General features: G+C 50.8%; 16 protein-coding genes. 12 read left to right on the top strand and 4 right to left on the bottom strand.

Annotated elements, in window-relative coordinates; genetic code table 11:
• The first annotated feature begins 54 nt into the window (after positions 1-54).
• Together FCN15_RS03615 and ppnP are read left to right on the top strand one after the other, a co-directional pair.
• Entirely contained in the window at positions 55-954 is a 900-nt protein-coding gene (locus FCN15_RS03615; protein ID WP_138493588.1) for a LysR family transcriptional regulator, read from the top strand.
• 134 nt (positions 955-1,088) lie between these two features.
• Complete coding sequence (gene ppnP / locus FCN15_RS03610; RefSeq protein WP_138493587.1) at positions 1,089-1,406, top strand: pyrimidine/purine nucleoside phosphorylase; 318 nt, start codon at positions 1,089-1,091, stop codon at positions 1,404-1,406.
• 130 nt (positions 1,407-1,536) lie between these two features.
• On the opposite strand, the gene FCN15_RS03605 is transcribed toward ppnP, so the two are convergent.
• Positions 1,537-2,451 carry an AraC family transcriptional regulator gene (locus FCN15_RS03605; RefSeq protein WP_162515281.1) on the bottom strand — a complete coding sequence of 305 codons (915 nt, stop codon included), beginning with the start codon at positions 2,449-2,451 and terminating at the stop codon, positions 1,537-1,539.
• Positions 2,452-2,475: 24 nt separating this feature from the next.
• A complete protein-coding gene (locus FCN15_RS03600; RefSeq protein ID WP_162515280.1) occupies positions 2,476-3,870 on the bottom strand; it encodes a glycoside hydrolase family 27 protein in 1,395 nt (464 codons plus the stop codon).
• Between the two features lie 225 nt (positions 3,871-4,095).
• Between FCN15_RS03600 and FCN15_RS03595 the strand changes: the two genes are divergently transcribed.
• Positions 4,096-5,304, top strand: coding sequence for an MFS transporter (locus FCN15_RS03595; protein WP_138493585.1), 1,209 nt, complete (start codon positions 4,096-4,098; stop codon positions 5,302-5,304).
• 186 nt (positions 5,305-5,490) lie between these two features.
• Here the strand turns inward: FCN15_RS03595 and FCN15_RS03590 are convergent, their stop codons facing one another.
• The gene (locus FCN15_RS03590) at positions 5,491-6,444 is read right to left on the bottom strand and encodes a helix-turn-helix transcriptional regulator (RefSeq protein WP_138493584.1); all 954 of its coding nucleotides are present in this window, start codon (positions 6,442-6,444) and stop codon (positions 5,491-5,493) included.
• Positions 6,445-6,555: 111 nt separating this feature from the next.
• On the opposite strand from FCN15_RS03590, the gene FCN15_RS03585 reads away from it, so the two are divergent.
• The 9 genes from FCN15_RS03585 to FCN15_RS03550 all read left to right on the top strand — a co-directional run bounded on the left by FCN15_RS03585 (position 6,556) and on the right by FCN15_RS03550 (position 12,111).
• Positions 6,556-7,035: a GyrI-like domain-containing protein gene (locus FCN15_RS03585; RefSeq protein WP_138493583.1), complete on the top strand. Its 480-nt coding sequence runs from the start codon at positions 6,556-6,558 to the stop codon at positions 7,033-7,035.
• A 24-nt stretch (positions 7,036-7,059) separates the two neighbouring features.
• The gene (locus FCN15_RS03580) at positions 7,060-7,524 is read left to right on the top strand and encodes a phage tail protein (protein ID WP_138493582.1); all 465 of its coding nucleotides are present in this window, start codon (positions 7,060-7,062) and stop codon (positions 7,522-7,524) included.
• A gap of 165 nt (positions 7,525-7,689) precedes the next feature.
• Positions 7,690-8,277, top strand: coding sequence for an undecaprenyl-diphosphatase (locus FCN15_RS03575; protein ID WP_138493581.1), 588 nt, complete (start codon positions 7,690-7,692; stop codon positions 8,275-8,277).
• 64 nt (positions 8,278-8,341) lie between these two features.
• Complete coding sequence (locus tag FCN15_RS03570; RefSeq protein WP_138493580.1) at positions 8,342-8,794, top strand: divergent PAP2 family protein; 453 nt, start codon at positions 8,342-8,344, stop codon at positions 8,792-8,794.
• Between the two features lie 13 nt (positions 8,795-8,807).
• Positions 8,808-8,933, top strand: a complete 126-nt coding sequence (locus tag FCN15_RS19405; protein ID WP_420819545.1) for a DUF6044 family protein — start codon at positions 8,808-8,810, stop codon at positions 8,931-8,933.
• Positions 8,934-8,945: 12 nt separating this feature from the next.
• Positions 8,946-10,238, top strand: coding sequence for a VTT domain-containing protein (locus FCN15_RS03565; protein ID WP_138493579.1), 1,293 nt, complete (start codon positions 8,946-8,948; stop codon positions 10,236-10,238).
• 10 nt (positions 10,239-10,248) lie between these two features.
• Positions 10,249-10,785: an RNA polymerase sigma factor gene (locus FCN15_RS03560; RefSeq protein ID WP_138493578.1), complete on the top strand. Its 537-nt coding sequence runs from the start codon at positions 10,249-10,251 to the stop codon at positions 10,783-10,785.
• Positions 10,786-10,789: 4 nt separating this feature from the next.
• Positions 10,790-11,290, top strand: a complete 501-nt coding sequence (locus FCN15_RS03555; protein WP_138493577.1) for an anti-sigma factor family protein — start codon at positions 10,790-10,792, stop codon at positions 11,288-11,290.
• On the top strand, positions 11,290-12,111 hold the full coding sequence (locus FCN15_RS03550; protein WP_138493576.1) for a hypothetical protein: 822 nt from the start codon (positions 11,290-11,292) through the stop codon (positions 12,109-12,111). Before FCN15_RS03555 ends, FCN15_RS03550 begins: the two co-directional genes overlap by 1 nt.
• A gap of 134 nt (positions 12,112-12,245) precedes the next feature.
• Here FCN15_RS03550 and FCN15_RS03545 read toward each other — a convergent pair whose 3' ends face one another.
• Positions 12,246-13,379 carry a tyrosine-protein phosphatase gene (locus tag FCN15_RS03545; protein WP_138493575.1) on the bottom strand — a complete coding sequence of 378 codons (1,134 nt, stop codon included), beginning with the start codon at positions 13,377-13,379 and terminating at the stop codon, positions 12,246-12,248.
• Between the last annotated feature and the right edge of the window lie 55 nt (positions 13,380-13,434).

Raw genomic sequence — 13,434 nt, 5'->3', positions numbered from 1 at the left:
AAGGGCCGGCTGGAGCTCAGCCTTAGAAATCTGACAAGGTGACTGGTGATAGCAATGGAAATTGAACAGCTCAATTATTTTCTGATGGTTGCACAGTACAGACATTTTACGCTGGCTGCTGAGCAGCTTTGTATTTCCCAGTCTGCCTTATCCAAGCACATCCGCGCTTTGGAAAGCGAGCTGGGCGTATCTCTGTTTGACAGATGCGGAAGATCCGTACATGTCACCTCTGCTGGGCAGGATTTCCTTGTGTTCGCCAAAGAAGTGGTAGCTAGCTACAACAAGCTTCGGACGAGCTTGAATCAATATAAAGATGTCAATGAGGGAAGCATCACCATTGGCATGATCCCTGAAATGAGCCAATATGGGCTCCATACCGTATTGCTTTCTTTTATAAAGAAGCATTCGGATATCCACCTGGAGGTCCTGGAAGAGAAGGCCGATAAGCTGCTGGAGCTTATGAGTGAATCGCAGATCGACTTTGCCTTTGTGCGGACAAGCGTTCTGCCGGATAATAATTATAAAATTGTGCCTTTATTGGAGGATGTGATGGTCTTAGCCGTTCATAAGGACCATCCTTTGGCGGGGAAGAAGGAGATAGATCCTTCGGATCTCGAGCATGAGTATATCATTACACCGGATTCGGACAGCGGGCTGCCCACTCTGGCTGTGCAGTCTTTCAGCCAGACGGGGACCCAGCCGAAGCTCCTCCTTAATAACGTTAATGCACAGACTGCGCTCAGTTTTGTTGCCGAAAAGCTGGGAGTTTCCTTAATGATGAGAAGGGGAGCTGAATGCTTTAAAAGCGGGGAGATTGCAATTATTCCGCTGAAAGAGCAGATGAGAAGCTCGATCGCGATTGTTTTTCCGCATGGGAGAAAACTGTCACCCTCTGCAGCCGTCTTAAGAGAATATACGGTGAAATGGTTCTCGAAGAAGAATCGCGGGTTATAATCCCGGGTTCGTTCCGGCAGTTAAGTCATCAAATTTACGATAATCAAATCTTTTCTATTCCGGCTTGTCTTATCTATTAAATCATAATAGAATGATAGACAAATATTTTTTGGTGTAGAGGAGCTAAAGAGACGATGTCGCAATTTGAAAATGTAACGGTAATTAAAGAAGCAAATATTTACTTTGACGGTAAAGTAACAAGCCGCGCCGTCCTGTTCGCAGACGGAACGAAGAAGACGCTTGGCATCATGCTTCCCGGCGACTACGAGTTTGGCACCGACAGCATCGAGATTATGGAGATTCTGGCCGGAGACCTGAAAGTGCTGCTCCCTGGTGAGACCGAATGGCTGCACATTGAAGGCAAAGGAGAATTTACCGTTCCGGCGAACACGAAGTTCAAACTTCAAGTTGCGGCTGTAACCGACTACTGCTGCTCTTACATCCAGGAATAATCGGATATTTTTAAACCGGCAAACCGTTGATCTTCTTGAAGATTCAACGGTTTTGTTCTGCGGTCTAAATGCCCCGGCTGCCCCAAGGCACGATTATGATTAATTGATTAAATGATTATTTGTTAATTAGTTAATCGAAAAATAACCGGTGAAACGCCAAATAGCTCTTCTCCTTCCTGAACTCCCCGGGCGAACAGCCCACGATGCCGCTGAAGACCTTAATGAAATAACTGCTACCCGAAAAGCCTACGTTCAGGGCTATCTCCTCAATGCTGAGATCGGTTTCGCGGAGCAGGCGGATCGCATGGCCCAGCCGGATTTTGGTCAGATACTGAAGAGGGGTTATCCCTGCCGCTGCGGTGAAGCGCCGGATGAAATGGTATTTGGACAAGCCTGCCGCTTCGGCACAGGCATCTATGCCGGAAACGGCTGCGTAGTGCTTCTCCATCCAGGCCATGGCCTTCTGAATTGCTTCCGGACGGGCTCCGCTAACCCCGGCTTCCTCTGCGTACCGCCTAAGCTCCATCATGAACCGGTACACCGATGATGACGCCTGAAAGGCGTCGGTCAGCTGCCCGTCCCTCGCGTCCAAATAGATCATCTCCAGCGTTCGGATCGCCGGATGTTCCCTGGGGAGGTGCATAACCGAACCGCACTGGTGCTTGACGGCATTCCAGTGGTCCTGCAGGCCAGCGGGACGGAACAGCAGAAAGAGAAATTCCCAGGGCTCATCATTCTCTGCATAGTAATAGCAGTGATCGCCTGGAATTTCAGCCAGGAAGGCGGTTCCCTCAGCAATCACGTTCTCCTCACCGCCTAATCGGAACCGGCCTTTACCAGACAGGGTGTACTGGAACAGAAACAGCGGCCCGTCGGCACGCTGCATCCCCTCCCAGCAGTAAGAGGAGGAGGCAACCCGGTCACCGCCGACAGCAAACAATTCATATAACCCCATAGAGGCAGCTTCTGAAAAACGGAACCCGATCGTCGAATACTCCGATTGCGATTGATAGGCTTTAGATTTCATCAAGGCTTTAGATTTCATCAAGGCTTTAGGCTTCATCCTGTTCTACAGCTCCATCCGGTACAATGCAGCCCCATGGGGAGGCAGCTTCACGGAGAGCTGTCCGCCAGTTATATTTACCGTTTCGCCCGTCCAAAGTTCTTTTCCAACAATGCCTTCAGCAATGCCTTCAGCAACGCCAGCACCGACACTTGCAGCAACGCCTGTAGTGTCGCCTTCATTGGCACCACCAATGGAATCCGCGATGGAATCCGCGATGGAATCGTTCCGAAACAAGCCTAGCTGCTCAAGCCGGACGGTAACGTCTGCCGGCTCCTCACCTGTATTGAACAAAGCCGCATACACCGCGCCGTCTTTGTCTTGCGCCTTCCAGACGACCTTCTCCATGTTCCGGAATACCTGACCCGCGCCAAATCCGTATCGGTGCAGGTAGAGCACATCCCGGTTCGTAAGAAGGGAAAGTGTCCATTCGTCGTTATCCCGCATTTCACCGCCAAACATAAGAGGAGACCGGAAGATGGACCACAGCGTCATCATCGTCAGCTGCTCGTCTCTGGTGAACCGGGTCCACCGGTCGCTGCCGCCGCCGTCTACGGAACGGATGCCCAGATGTCCGAGCGGCAGCATATCGCAGTCGGGCCAGCTGCCCGGCTCTGTGTGCTCCGCCCATTTCTCGCAGCGCTCGAACATGCCGAGCAGGAGAGGCCACAGATCCCAGAAGTCGTCCGTCATCCGCCACATATTGGCATTAGCCTTCAGCTCTGCTGCATGCTCAAGCGGAGCAGGGCCAGGCGACAGGCTGAGCACCATCTTTCTTCCGCAGCGGTCAATGGCTTTGCGGATCATTTCAATTTCCGGCACATGAATCTGATACAGGCGAGAAGCGGCAATATCATCCACTTTGACAAAATCCACGCCCCATGAGGCATACAGCTCAAACAGCGAATCGTAATACGCCTGGGCGCCTTCCTTGGAAGCGTCTACGCCGTACATGTCCGTATTCCAGGGACAAATCGAATTGGGATGGGCGATATCGCGCGCAGTAGCCGATGTTCCGCGAACCGGCGCAGCTGCATGAACCGCCTGGCGCGGAATGCCGCGCATAATATGAATGCCGAATTTTAAACCAAGGCTGTGCACGTAATCCGCCAAAGGCTTGAACCCTTTCCCGTCCGCCGCCGAAGGGAACCGGTTAACAGCCGGCATCAGTCTTGACCAGGCGTCCATTTCCAAAGGAACAAAAGGCCGGTATTGAGAAGATATTGCTCCAGGCTCGTACCACTGGATATCAACAACGATGTACTCCCAGCCGTAATCCTTGAGGTGCTCCGCCATATATTCGGCATTTCCTCTGATTTCTTCTTCACAGACAGCAGCACCGTAGCAATCCCAGCTGTTCCAGCCCATTGGGGGCGTGGTGGCAAAATGTTGGTGATTCATTTCCTCAGTCTCCTCTTTCGTCATCCAGGACGTTTTGGCTTAATCTTATAAGAACAAGAAGGCGCGGGCAATCCTAAAGAATTGCGGAAGTTGTAAAATATTGCTCTTCCTTCGGCCGACTAAGACGGCCATCCGCACTTTTAATAAATTCATCTTTATTCCCTAAGCGGGGCATTCTAGTCTGAGGCTGTGCATTTTGGACGATCGGTTTAAGGGGGAAGAAGGATGAAGAAGGCTCTTGACAGGCAATCCATCCTGCTGCTTGCAGTGAACGGATTGTTTGTTCTATCCGGAGCATTGTCCGGTACATTCCTGAATGTATTTTTATGGAAAAGCAAGCAGGACTACGCCATGATCGGCTGGTTCACCGTCAGCCAGCAGCTTGCACTCGGCCTGACCTTCTGGATTGCCGGAAAATGGGTGAAGGAGCACAACAAGATGAATGCGCTCCGCGCCGGTACGGCCTTATCCGGTATCTTCTATATGGTGGTTCTGCTGGCGGGCAAGAACGCCGTATTTTATATCTGGCCGCTGGGGCTGGTGCTCGGGGCGGCGCTTGGCTTGTTCTGGCTCGCCTTCAATGTCGTAACCTTTGAAGTGACAGATGCAGGCAGCAGGGATCTGTTCAACGGCTGGATCGGGCTGCTGGGCTCGGTAACCGGCATCGTCGGGCCGTGGTTCTCGGGCTGGATTATTTCGCGGATGCAGGATAACGCAGGGTACCGGCTTATTTTTGCCATTTCGCTGGGGATATACGGCGTGGCCGTCGTATTCAGCTTCTTTCTGAAGAAGAGAAAGCTTGAAGGCCATTACCAGTGGGGCACTCCTTGGCGGGAGCTGATGCGTCCGGAGAGCCCCTGGCGGCGGGTATCACTCGGCCTGGTCTCACAAGGGCTTCGTGAGGGAGTATATTCCTTCCTGATCGGGCTGCTGGTCTATGAGGCAACCCGCCAGGAGTGGAAGCTCGGCCAGTTCTCGCTCATTACTTCGGCCGTTTCCCTAGTGACTTTCTGGCTTGCCGGCAGGTGGCTTAAACCCAAGTACCGGTATGCAGGAATGCTGGTGGGCGCGCTGCTGCTCGCAGGCTTTATGATTCCCTTGCTGTGGAGTTTAAAATACGGCATGCTGCTCGTAATGGGAATTGGCACTGCCGTCTTTATGCCGCTCTATTTGATTCCCATGGTCTCTGTCAGCTTCGACCTGATGGGAACAAGCGAGGAGAGTGCCAATAACAGGGTCGAGCTGATGGTGCTCCGCGAGCTGTGCCTGATGTGCGGACGCCTGGCTGGCATTCTCCTGTTTGTCGTCGTGCTGTCCATCAGCGATGCTCCTGTAACGGTAACCTGGCTGATTGTCGGGCTGGGCTTTGCACCTGTGCTTAGCTGGCTGTTTATGAGGACACAGTTGAAGGAGAAGAGCGGGAAATCGCAATAAGGCCTGAAGAAAGGAGATAGACGAAAGACGAAAGAAGAAAGACAAAAGAAGAAGGAAGCAAGAAGGCCGAGAGAAAGTCAGACGCAACCCAGAAGCAACCCAGAAGCAACCCAGACTCAACCCAGAAGAAGCCGGAAGTAGCCAGAAGCAACCCAGACGCAACCCAGACGCAACCCGCAAGCCCGGCTATCTGCCTAACCTGCCGTGCAAGCCGTCCAAAATTTCTTCCGGCGCTTCCTTGATCTTGATGTCCTCACCGAGAAATAACAGCCAATTGGTAAGCTCTGTTACTTGTTCAGCCTGGCTAACATCGACAAAAGTCCGAAGTAGGGCTGTAGTTTGGTATGGATTAGTGTAGGAAATGGTAACCATCCAAGGGTGATATTTTCTGTACTGGGCGATCGCTTTGGGACCAAGCTCAAGGACAACGTTGCTTACTTGCTGCTGCCTGCTTATTTTCTCCAGAATCTTCTTTCTGGTTAGTCTGCCTTTCTCGGGTAAAGGCGCAGCATCCAGGAGCGTGTCGACAGCAACGAGCCGCTTCTTGTCCTCATTCAGATCAAAGCCTTCGATCATCCAGAGGCTCTTCTCCCGGTACAGGTGCAGCAGATAAATCGGACATGCGGTTATTCCCGCGTCGTCCTGAAAGGTAATCAGCAGACAGCGGTCTGAAAGCAGGAGCTGGATCAGTTTTTCCAACATCGGGTGGGGAAGGTCGGAGAGATCAAGCAGGTCGGGGTTGCTCGGGTTGGTTCCTTCAAAGATCAAGAGCTGATTCAGAAGGAAAAGCTCCTCCTGCTGATTCTCCGAAATGAGGCCCAGCAGCTTCTCAGCCAGTGACTGACGGCTCTTCAAATAAGGGAGCTGCTGATTCCGGGTAGCCATAAAGGCAATAAACAGAGCCTTGACCTCATTATCCGTAAAGCGGACGACGGGAAGGACGGAATTGCGCATGACCGAATATCCCCCATCCCTTCCCACTTCAGCCACAAGCGGCATCCCCAGAGCCTCAATTTCCCGGATATCCCTCACCGCTGTCGAACGCGAGATATTGAATTCCCGCATAATTTCAGAAATAGTAAAGCGGGCCCGGTTGTTGATATACCGCATGATGACATTGATCCGTTCAACTTTTTTCATCGGCGCTCCTAAACAGGTTCATTTTTTGACATGATTTAAAGCTATCATATACTTAATCAAGTTTAGAAGATAGATCACTTGAGAAATCTGAATGAAGGAAGGTTATGAACCATGGCGGAATATACCCTGGAAGAGAAAGACAGCTTCACGGTACTTGGATTTGGAACGGAGCTAAAGAGCGATTATACCGACTATGCCGGTATTAATCAGGAGAAGGCGGACTTTTGGCTGGCCGTCAGACAAGACGGAAGACTTGACACCTTGAAGAGCATTGCTGAAAATGACTATATTTTCGCCGTAAATGAAGCGGTAAATAACAAAATGATGCATTACGCCGGTGTCCTGACCGGGACTGCTGTACCCGGGGCTACCCGCATGATTCAATTTCCTGAAGGGGAGTACCTGGTTGTTAAGGGGGAAGGGGCTTCGCTTGAGGAGCTGGGCAACACCCTTGCCGGTCTGGCCTTTGGCCAAGCCCTGCCGGATGCCGCAAGTTACGCCTATGTCGGCGGCCCGAATGCAGCGGTGCAGACGGGGCAGCGAGACGGACTCGTTGTCGGCGAGATGTGGATTCCGGTTGTAAGAAGATAGCTTGTGAAGAGGAGGGATGAGAGCATGAGTTATATTGTTGATTATAAAGAGGTATCTGCAGCCGGCCTGGAATCTTCACCTGCAGCAGAGGCGCTTGCCGGCTTGCGCGCAAATGAAGCCCGTTATAATATGAACAAATACAAGCATGAATTTACGGTTGTACCTGCCGGCGAAAGCCAGGAAACCGTTGACTACGTGAACCGGATTCTCAAAAATGAACGGAATATCGAGCTGTCAGCCAAGCCGCTGGAAACGTCGCGTTTTCAGGTGGAAAATATCCAAATGGCCTACATCTTCTATGAAGACGGCCTTGCGGTCAACGTGATGTATACGATTGATGATCCGAAGAAGCGGGCCGTAGGCTTTAAGCTGTCGGAGGGGATGGAGGTCCCGGCAGAGCTGGAAGGAAAGTTCAAATTTGCAAGGCAGAAGTCCAAACTGGCCGGCACGATCCGCGGTTCTTTCTTCGTAATTAAAGGAGAATATTAAAGCAGACGGAAACGGAATAAACTTCCTGCTTATGATCAGCCCGTGAACCCGGGCTTTTTTTTATGCGCAAAATTTTAAATGAATAATAGATGAACAATTTAGATAGAATAGCAGTCTTTTAAGTTACAAAATAATTTACAAAATAATAAGGAGAGTAACAACATCATGATGAACTTCGATTATCGTATGTTTGAATGGATTAACAATTTGGCCGGGCATTATCCTTTCTGGGATAACCTGATGACGTTTTTGGCTAAAGACGGGGAATATGTCTTTTTTATCGGTGTCATTTTCTATTGGTTTGTACGTTCTGCGAGAAGCCGGCAAATGGTAGTTGAACTGCTGATAGCCGCCTGCGCAGCATTAGGTATAGCTTCTGTAATTGGCCGCCTGGATTACCGGGACCGCCCATTTGTCCAGCATCATGTCCATCAGCTTATTGCGCATGCGGCAAATGCCTCCTTCCCAAGCGACCATGCGACCGCAGCCTTTGCCGTGGCAGCTGCCATCTGGTGCAGCAAGCGCAGAGAAGGCTGGCTTTGGCTGCTGCTCGCTTCGGGAATAGCCGTATCGCGGATTTGGACAGGTGTCCATTATCCTCTTGACGTGATCAGCGGTGCCTTGCTGGGCATTTTGTGTGCAATTGCCTCGCACTTCCTGTTCTCAAAGCTTCCTTTTATTCAAAGTGCGGTATCCCGGGGAATTAATCAATACGAAAGACTTGAGCATAAAGTGGGGCATATTTGGCGTTAAATGGCAGCATATTAAATAGGTATTTTAACTTCTAATTAACGTGATTCAGAAAGGAAATTCGGATATGGAACTTCTGCATAATTTTCCGCTTATTGCTGCATTGTGTGCCATTGTCACGGCTCAGATCATCAAGGTTCCGATTTATCTCATCACTCATCGTACATGGAATGTCGGCTTGGGGTTTAGCACCGGAGGGATGCCCAGCTCTCATTCTGCAGCAGTAACTTCACTTGCTACGGCTGTCGGGCTCCGAAATGGATTCGATTCCAGCAGTTTTGCCATAGCAGCCATAGTCAGCGCCATCACGATGTTCGACGCGGCTGGCATCCGGCGGCATGCCGGAATGCATGCATCCCTTCTTAATCAATTGGCAAGCACATTTCCTAATCATCCGTTTCAGGGACAACATAAGCTTAAAGAGCTGCTCGGTCACCGGCCGAGCGAGGTGTTTGCCGGCGCCTGTTTCGGAATCTTAATCAGCCTTCTTCTTCATTACGGGCTTGCAGCTGACTATTGATGCGTTTAAGGCGATGGGAGGGCAATATATCCTTTCAGCCGTACCTGTCAATCATGCAGAGGAGGACCGACTCCATCTTCTGAAGAGCTTTAATGATTCACAATCCGCTTGGAAAATCTATCTGTACCAGGCAAAGTAGGAGGCGGGGAACTTGGATTTATTAACAAACTTGCTTGAGCACTACGGGCACGGGCTGATTTTCTTGTTCCTTTGCCTGGAAATGCTGGCTCTGCCCCTGCCGGGCGAAATGATGATGAGCTATATCGGGCTGTTCGTTTATGAGGAGAAATTGGGCTGGTTGAGCAGTATCCTGTCAGCGGGAGCAGGAGTTTTGACCGGAGTTACCCTTTCCTATTGGATCGGACGCCGTCTGGGGAGGCCGTTCATTGAACGGCATGGCCCAAAAGTTCACCTGACCGAAGAACGGATGGGGCATATGACCCGGTGGTTTGAAAAATATGGGGACAAGCTCTTGTTTATCGCTTATTTTATTCCTGGAGTGCGGCATATAACGGGGTACTTTTGCGGTGTTACACGCATGCCGTTCCGCCGTTATGTCCTGTTTGCATACACAGGCGCCGTCTTTTGGGTGGGCTTGTTCATTTCCCTGGGCAAAGTGCTTGGCCCGAAATGGGAGCAATACCATTCAACCGTTAACCGGTATATGGTTATTTTTGGAATTGCATCTGCCTTGCTGACTATAGTGATCTACTGCTACCGGAAATATAAAGTAAGAGTCATTGGATTCATTATGAATCTTCTTAAACAGGGGGTTCGAAGGTACAATTCTTTCGGCAAAGTACGGCTGCTGATGCTGGCGGCCTTCTCCGTGTTTGTGCTGAGCTTCTCGCTGATGCTCGGTGTTATTCAAGACTTTCTGGCCCAGGAATTCGGTCAGTTTGATGAAATTGCCTCTTATTTGGTGGTTAACATCTTTAGCCGAGAGGGGCACATGTTGATACAGCTGCTGGGAAAGCTCGGAAGTCCGCTTCTTTATACCTCTATTCTTGGTTTCGCAGCCATCTGGATTATCCGGCACAGCAGGGAGAGGAGGCTGGATTTAAGCTTTCTGGTGTGGGTTGCTTTGGGGGGAGTATGGATGGATCAGCTCCTGCGTTTCCTCTTTCACCGTCCCGGGCCTATAACAGCCGGCGTGCAGCTGCTCAACACTTTTCCAAGCGAGGATACGCTCAATTCCCTCACGATCTATGGCTTCTCTTCCTTCCTGCTGGTGAGATATTATAAGAACCCCTTTATCCGAATCGCTGCCAGTTTGGGTGTGCCTCTTATCTGCCTGGGACTCGGGATCAGCCGGGTATATGAGGGAGTCCAGTATCCAAGCGATGTTGCTGCAGGATATGTATTTGGAGCCGTATGGCTCAGCCTTCATATTATGCTGCTGGAGATTCTGCGGAAATTTCGAATGGTACGAGTATCTGTTTAGTTGGAGTTGAATGAAGGTGGTAGATGAGCAGCTAAGACAAGTCATTATGCGGGCAAGGCAAGGGGATCAGACAGCCTTTGGACAGCTTGTGAACCGCTTCAAAGGGCCCGTTTATCGCCATGCCTTGGGTATGCTGGGAGATCGGGGAGAGGCGGAGGACGCAGCGCAGGACATATTTGTGAAGGTCTATCAGGCCATCGGGAAGCTGGAGGATGCTTATGCTTTCTATAGCTGGCTCATGCGCATTACTTCTAATTTGTGCAAAGACAAGCTCAAGCAGCGGGCCAAACAGGTAGAAACAGATGACATGCCGGATGAGAGGCTTCCCGATCTGTTGTCTCCCGATCCCGTTCTCAGGCTCTCGATGCAAGAAGCGTTAACCCAACTGTCCGTTGACCACCGAGAGATCCTGCTGCTGCATGATGTGCAGGGCTTCCGCTATGAAGAAATCGCAGAGCTGACAGGAATTCCGATGGGAACGGTGAAGTCCCGTTTATTTTCGGCTCGAATGTCGCTTCGAAAAATCTGGAACAAAGGGGAGAGATGAGGATATGCATCCAGAAGAACAATTGTCGGCCTACCTTGACGGAGAATTGAACCCTGGAGAACGTCTGCTGGTAGAGAAGCACCTTCAGATTTGTCCTTCCTGCAGATCGCTGCTGGAGGAAATGAAAGAGCTTCAGCTTGCTTTCTCCATGGAGATGTTCAGTTTATCCGAACCAGACCATCTTGAAACGAAGATTATGCAGGCGGTTGCAGCAGCGAATACGAGAAAAGGAATTGAAAAGTTAGGAATACTGATCCCGTCCATTGCCGGCATGATCTTGATCCTGCTCGCCATTTCAGTGGGGCCAATCCTTATTCATATTCTGCAAAGAGGTTGGGTTGTCGGAAGAGCGCTGTTATATACGTTATCTCAAGCACTGAATGATATGCCTGTTATTGCAGTCTCCTCTATGATTCTCTTGCTGGCCATTATTTTGGGATCGCTATTCATGCTACGCCGGTTACTGCACGCTGCGGCCGGTTCGGAAATGAGAGGAGACTGGTGATGAAGTCATTCATCGTTTGGATCGGGCTGCTGGCTTCCATGCTGCTGTTTCTGCTACCCCAAAGCGCATCAGCCAAAAGTTTGTTTGAACATTCAAAGACAGAAGTACCAGCAGGACAGACTGCCGAAAATGTTTATGTCATAGGCGGAGATGCAGACATCAAGGGGCATATTACCGGCGTCCTTGTGGTCATTAATGGCAATCTCCATCTTCGAGCAGCTTCACGCGTTGATGGCGCTGTAGTTGTTATTGGCGGCCGGGTGGAGCAGGAACCCGGTGCATCCGCCTCGGATGAAATTTATAACTTTGCATTAGATACCGGGACGCAAACCAGCCTCCTGATTGGAGGCGGCATGATTGCGGGCTTATGGGTGATCCAGCTGTGCGGCAGCTTATTATTGATTCTGCTTCCGGTACTGGTAAGGCTGATTGGCCGAAACAAAGCGGCAAAGTGGCTGGTGAAGAGTGAGGAGACCTCCTGGAGGAAAAATATTTATCTGGGAGCGGTCAGCACAGTTGTTCTGGCAGCCTTTAGTTTGCTCTGCATCATATCTATATTCGGCATCCCCTTGTTAATCGTAGTTCTCTTTCTTCTGCTGGCCGCCTTAATTTGCGGCTTAACCTCCATGAGCTATCTAGCCGGCGGTCTCTTCCGAGAGAAATGGATTGCAAATGAGTGGATTCGGCTCATCGCTGGCGCTGTACTTCTGGCGGCACTTGCTAATGTCCCCATTATAGGGGGGATCCTACTGTTCCTGCTTATGCTGTACTCCTTAGGCGGTTTCGTGCAGTGGGCATTTGGACGGCGGAAAAGGGCATGACAAGCATTGGATTTCCTCTTGAGCGTTTGGGCTTTTTTGAGAGAACAAGGCTCCATCCACAGTAATAAGCAGGCTGCCGCGGCAGCCTGCTTCTGATTGACCTGATATTAGTTCTATCTGACCCCACAAGTCACTTAATTCAGATACAGCTTCTTCAGCTGGTCGCGTTTCTCCTTCGTCAGGCCAATCCCTTTCTCCAGGAAGGAATCGATAGACCCGTATGACTTCTCCATTTCGTTAAAAGCAGCCTCAATATATTCCTTGCGCACTTCCATAAGTGCTTTAAAGACCTCGATCGTCTTCTCATCAGTGAGGTTCATTTGCTTCACGACACTGTCAAGAGCAGCTTGGTTATAGGCTTCCCTGTAGACGTTGCTGAGCATAAAGTCATCGACGACGGTCTCTTTGGGCACACCCAGCGCCAGCAGAACGAGCGCCGATCCAAATCCTGTCCGGTCTTTGCCTGCCGTGCAGTGCTGCACAAGTCCGGCTGTATCAGGATCCAGAAGCAGATCAAACATTTCTTTAAAAGCCTCTGGGGACTGCACCATCTGGCGGTTGGCATCCTCCAGCATTTCTCCTGGTTCGCCAAGCTGATCCAGGCCGCCGCTGCTCAGCAAGGACGTAAGATCCGTTCCGCTTCCCGTATCTTTGAAGGCTGGAATATGTAAGTTGGTAACTCCTGCAATAGTAGGATCAGGTTTGGCCTCGGCTTCGCTGTCCGTCCGGTAGTCGACGACCGTCTTCAGTCCCGCCGATTGCAAATAGGCTTTGTCTTCTTCGGTCAACCCGGCAAGCTCGTCGGAACGGAACAGCTTGCCCCATTTGACGGATTGGCCGTCCGTTGTCTTGTATCCTCCGAGATCGCGGAAGTTGGTTGCCCCTTTAAGCGGCAGCTTGCGTTCCGCCGTTACGACCGTCGAGCCGTCGCCTCCCTTGATCATAAAATATACGCGGCTGCCCGGCTCCGGATCCTGGGCCACAAATCCGTTAAACCGGCTGTAGGTCTTCGCAAGCTCGGTCCAGCCTCCGTCCGGCTGGGTGCTCCAGTAGACCTTGGCAGCGCCAAGATCGTGACTCGCCGACCACTTAATAACAAGTGTACCGCTGCTGCTGCGGACCACGCTGGCATCTGTGAAGCTGGCATGCTTCAAGGCTGCCGACTGAACGCTTGAAGAAGAAGCGGAACTTCCTGCAGCTGCATAGCTGGAAAGAGGGCTGCCGATCGCCGCAGCGGCGGCGGTGAGCAGAATGGCTTTTTTCAACATAAATGATGGACCTCCGACTTAGGATTCTATTTGTATACAACTTGAGTACAACTAA

It is taken from the genome of Paenibacillus pinistramenti, assembly GCF_005869875.1.
In the GTDB taxonomy this organism is placed as follows: Bacteria; Bacillota; Bacilli; order Paenibacillales; family Paenibacillaceae; genus Fontibacillus; species Fontibacillus pinistramenti.
The sequence above is the reverse complement of the archived record's forward strand: the minus strand, read 5'-3'. Positions and strand labels throughout refer to the sequence as shown.

Bases quoted from the DNA above. Each gene is read 5' to 3' on its own strand.
- FCN15_RS03580 (WP_138493582.1), top strand. From the start codon at position 7,060: ATGAGTTATATTGTTGATTATAAAGAGGTATCTGCAGCCGGCCTGGAA.
- FCN15_RS03570 (WP_138493580.1), top strand. From the start codon at position 8,342: ATGGAACTTCTGCATAATTTTCCGCTTATTGCTGCATTGTGTGCCATT.
- FCN15_RS03590 (WP_138493584.1), bottom strand. From the start codon at position 6,444: ATGAAAAAAGTTGAACGGATCAATGTCATCATGCGGTATATCAACAAC.
- ppnP (WP_138493587.1), top strand. From the start codon at position 1,089: ATGTCGCAATTTGAAAATGTAACGGTAATTAAAGAAGCAAATATTTAC.
- FCN15_RS03585 (WP_138493583.1), top strand. From the start codon at position 6,556: ATGGCGGAATATACCCTGGAAGAGAAAGACAGCTTCACGGTACTTGGA.
- FCN15_RS03595 (WP_138493585.1), top strand. From the start codon at position 4,096: ATGAAGAAGGCTCTTGACAGGCAATCCATCCTGCTGCTTGCAGTGAAC.
- FCN15_RS03550 (WP_138493576.1), top strand. From the start codon at position 11,290: ATGAAGTCATTCATCGTTTGGATCGGGCTGCTGGCTTCCATGCTGCTG.
- FCN15_RS03615 (WP_138493588.1), top strand. From the start codon at position 55: ATGGAAATTGAACAGCTCAATTATTTTCTGATGGTTGCACAGTACAGA.
- FCN15_RS03555 (WP_138493577.1), top strand. From the start codon at position 10,790: ATGCATCCAGAAGAACAATTGTCGGCCTACCTTGACGGAGAATTGAAC.
- FCN15_RS03560 (WP_138493578.1), top strand. From the start codon at position 10,249: ATGAAGGTGGTAGATGAGCAGCTAAGACAAGTCATTATGCGGGCAAGG.
- FCN15_RS03545 (WP_138493575.1), bottom strand. From the start codon at position 13,379: ATGTTGAAAAAAGCCATTCTGCTCACCGCCGCCGCTGCGGCGATCGGC.
- FCN15_RS19405 (WP_420819545.1), top strand. From the start codon at position 8,808: ATGGGAGGGCAATATATCCTTTCAGCCGTACCTGTCAATCATGCAGAG.
- FCN15_RS03575 (WP_138493581.1), top strand. From the start codon at position 7,690: ATGATGAACTTCGATTATCGTATGTTTGAATGGATTAACAATTTGGCC.
- FCN15_RS03605 (WP_162515281.1), bottom strand. From the start codon at position 2,451: ATGAAATCTAAAGCCTTGATGAAATCTAAAGCCTATCAATCGCAATCG.
- FCN15_RS03600 (WP_162515280.1), bottom strand. From the start codon at position 3,870: ATGAATCACCAACATTTTGCCACCACGCCCCCAATGGGCTGGAACAGC.